2 protein-coding genes are annotated in these 4177 nt (G+C 34.9%); both read left to right on the forward strand.

Annotated features, from left to right (window positions below):
• Positions 1-1104: 1104 nt before the first annotated feature.
• Positions 1105-2772 carry an ATP-dependent nuclease gene (locus AAC147_RS02430; RefSeq protein ID WP_081989142.1) on the forward strand — a complete coding sequence of 556 codons (1668 nt, stop codon included), beginning with the start codon at positions 1105-1107 and terminating at the stop codon, positions 2770-2772.
• Positions 2765-3901: a UvrD-helicase domain-containing protein gene (locus AAC147_RS02435; RefSeq protein ID WP_047685412.1), complete on the forward strand. Its 1137-nt coding sequence runs from the start codon at positions 2765-2767 to the stop codon at positions 3899-3901. Before AAC147_RS02430 ends, AAC147_RS02435 begins: the two co-directional genes overlap by 8 nt.
• Positions 3902-4177: the final 276 nt, after the last annotated feature.

Raw genomic sequence — 4177 nt, forward strand, 5'->3', positions numbered from 1 at the left:
GGGGTATCGGTTGAGTACGCTGTACTGCCGCCTGCATAAGCAGGTCATCCCCACCGGCAAAAAAGCCAGCCTCGATATCGTCAAGTTCTCCTTTTTCAATCTAAAAATGCAGTGTCAGATTCACTGAGTGGTGAAACAGGCGTGAGCCTGTCAGGGTTGTGGTGTTCTTTGGCTGCGGCGTCACTTTCAGCGGTAAACCGACAAAAAGTGACGCCCTTGAGTTCTGTAAACAGTCAGCAAAAATCGTGCGAACATTGAAGTGCCATCAGGCATAGCAAAACGCCTTAAGGTTAAATGTCAAACGGTAGTTATGTTAATGGATTAGCTGTAGAAAAATTGTTTGTTGAATAATTCAAACAGAGATAGATAAATGTATGAACGGATGAGCAAAAGTTATCCCTTTGCTCATTGAAGATAAACAGGATTTATGTTGATTCGAAACACCAGTGTATGAACCCACGTTCACTACACTTTGGTAACAAGATAAAGATATCCTTTTGGGTTATCTATTAGTTTAAGAGACCTTCATTGCCAGACGATGGGTTTAGGTGTCTTGGCAATATCTGCTCCCAAAGGTGGGCAGATGTACTGCAATTCTTGCTCTCTCTTTCAGGCTACGAGAGTTTTGTTTCGCCGTTAAATATTGATCCTTGCAGGCGATGGATCACTGATGTAAATAAGATATTAACGGCTGTGGTAGGCAGGGTCAACTAATTATGCTTGGTGTAGTATTGAAATCCAATCTGTTAATTCTGATTAACTTATGTACCAGAGCGAGGGTGTGAACATTTTATGAACATAACTGGAGCAAAAACAACCCTTAGATAGATTAAATTTAAAGCAACTCAACACATGCTGTCATCACAATAGCTTAGATATTGTTCGTGTTATTTTTAATTTAAGCACTCACGCTCTCGCCCTGACTTATGTACCCGATTTGGTACAGAGGAAATACACATTGGCTCATAAACTATTCTTATTGAATACTATCCAGAAGAAACTTCTCACCCAAATAGAAAAAATGCTTAATTGCGCGCTTTACATCATTTTTTTTATTTGCTATTCAAGTCCATAGTTGTTTAATAGACATCATATTTTTTATAGGTGAATAATTTGCATATCAAAAAACTGACAATAAAAAACTTTAAAAAAATTCAATCTGAAAGCTTTGACTTTAACAAGAAGGTTAATATCCTTGTTGGAGATAACGATTCTGGAAAAACGACAATCCTAGAGGCACTAGAACTGGTAGCCAACAGCAGTTACAGAGGTAAAGCATTAAGTACTTCTCTATTACCTGAATTATTTAATAATGAAGTGGTCAAAAATTTTCTAGATGGTGACAAATCCGAGCAAACATTACCTGAAATACTCATCGAAATCTATCTATACGATTGCCCCGAATATCGAGGAAAAAATAATAGCTCAAACCAAGATGAAGACGGTGTTTTCATTAGAATTTGCTTTGATGATGAACTGACAAGCACCTATCAGGAATTTGTTAATAGAGCAGTTTCAATTGATAGCATTCCAACTGAATTCTACAAAATAGAATGGTTTAGTTTTGCATGGGAATCCATTAAGTTTCTTAACCGAAAAATTAAAGGTTTGCTGATAGACCCAACCAGGCTTCATCCCACTTATGGTAAGACACAGTATCTTTCAAACATCATTAATTCATCTCTTACTAAAGAGCAGCAGGCTCTACTGAACTTAAATTACCGTCAGCTAAGAAATACATTTGGGCAGCAGGCACAGATAGAACAGTTAAACAAAAATCTTGACTCTACAAATCAAGTAACTGAACAAAGTTTATCTATAATAGCAGATACAAGCTCAGGAAACGTTGAAGCAGGGCTTCAACTAGCGGTAGATGACATTTCTTTCTCACATATTGGAAAAGGGGAACAAAACAAAATACAAATAAAATTAGCACTATTGAATAAGGGAGGTAATGTTAATTTTGTAATGATCGAAGAACCAGAAAATCACCTTTCACACACAAACTTAAGTGAACTAATTAAATTCATATCTGACAACAATAAAAATCAAGTTTTCATAACTACTCATAGCTCCTACGTACTTAATAAGTTAAGCCTAAACAATTTGTGCCTTCTTTCACAAAAGTACTTGAGACTTAGTGATATTGATAAAAAAACATCCAAAACACTTCAAAGATTACCAGGATATGACACTTTACGGATAGTACTATCTAAAAAAGTGATTCTTGTTGAAGGTTCATCTGATGAATTGATATTAAAGAAAATATATCTTCAGAAGAACAATAAATTGCCGGAAGAAGATGGAATAGACATAATTGTTGTTCATGGCCTTGGTTTTAAACATTATCTTAATATTGCTACACATATCAAGACTCAGGTTCATGTGGTCAAGGATAATGATGGATCTTACAAATCGAATATCGAAAATTACGAAAATAAATTCAAGTTCGACAACGACAATATAATTTTCTTTTCAGAAAAAGATGATTCATTAAAATCACTCGAGCCATCTTTAATTGCAGCTAATGCTAAAGATATTAGTTCGTTAGACGCACTAGCCAAAATTTCCTTATCTCCTAAAGCATATGAAAAATTTAATAGAATATCCGATTTAGATACGAAAAAAGCTTACTTTGTATCAATTTACATCGGTGAAAAAGGTGATAAGAACTATGGTTCAAAGAAAGTTGATTCAGCAATACGAATCTTTGATAGCAAAGAAACTATTAAGTATCCAAAATACTTATTGGAGGCATTGAAATTTGACTAAGCAACTCTTTATTGCCTGCGCTGGAGCTGGGAAAACCACGAAAATAGTAAAAGAAGCAATAGAGTTAACAAATAATAATTTTAAGGTACTTATTATAACTTATACTCGAAGCAATCAAAATGAATTAATTCATAAGTTCAAAGAGTTAGGTGGAGTTAGGAGAGAGCTTTTTATTGTTAAAGGTTGGTACTCATTTATTTTAGAAGATATAGTAAGACCTTATCAAGGCTGTATATTTCCCAATAGAATTACTGGAATAAATCTTAATAGTAGCAATCCTCACATAAAAAACAGATACATGATAAGTGGAAGGAAAGAAAAAAATGGTAACACGTATAATCCAAGGCACTTCTTCGATGCTAAGGGGCAAGCTCATACAGAATTTATATCCAAACTTGCCTGTCGCATAATTACAGAATCTGAAGCTGATATTGCTAGCAGGATAAAATCTATTTATCAACGAGTTTATCTTGATGAAACACAAGACTTAGCTGGATGGGATTTTGATCTTCTAAAACATATCGTTAAGGCTAAAGAATTCGAATTCCATGCAGTTGGTGATTTCAGACAAACTATTTATCATACTTCTTCAAATCCCAAAAAACCTTCAACAAGTGCTGATAAATTAGCTGAATATACCAAAATGGGGTTTGAGGTAAAATATATGAACGACTGCTGGCGATCCATTGATCTTATTTGCAAGTTGGCGGATACAGTTCACGAGGGAGAAAATTATGTGCCAACAATATCAAAGATTAGACCTCCGAAAGATATAGAACATCAAGGTATCTTCTACATTTCCCCAAACAATATCGCAAGTTACATTGAGCTGTATCAACCAATGATTCTCAGGTACTCCTCAGCCTCGGGTAAAGAATATGAGCAGTATAGCAACCTGAAAACCTTTGGTAACGCCAAAGGTCAAACAGCAGCACATGTCTTAATTCATCCTACTGAATCTATAATTAATTTTCTAAAAGGAAAGAAAAATGTATTTGCTAAAAATTCCACAGCTACAGTTCAAAATAAACTCTACGTAGCAATAACAAGAGCTAGATATAGTGTTGCTTTTATTGTGGATGACAAGTATTTTGCTAGAGATTTATGGCAACCACCTAAAGATGATTAGTTTTTCAAAATTCTATAATTTAATTGCCTAAAATTTTCTAACTGATCGAAGTACTAAAGCGCCTATTTAGTCGCTTTAGTATAATTAATGAATCACTTATTATTTATTACTATTCTTCTTTCGGGGTATAATTCCAACCAGACGAACCACCAAAAGTAGCACCACCGTAACCACTACTTTGAGTGCCTAACGTACCCGAAGATTTAGCACCAACACCAAGTACTCCTTGCACTTTTCCCGCTCCATTTAAAGGAACTAATCCTTTAGTATTCCTCA

This window comes from Xenorhabdus sp. NBAII XenSa04, from assembly GCF_963866145.1.
GTDB lineage: Bacteria > Pseudomonadota > Gammaproteobacteria > Enterobacterales > Enterobacteriaceae > Xenorhabdus > Xenorhabdus indica.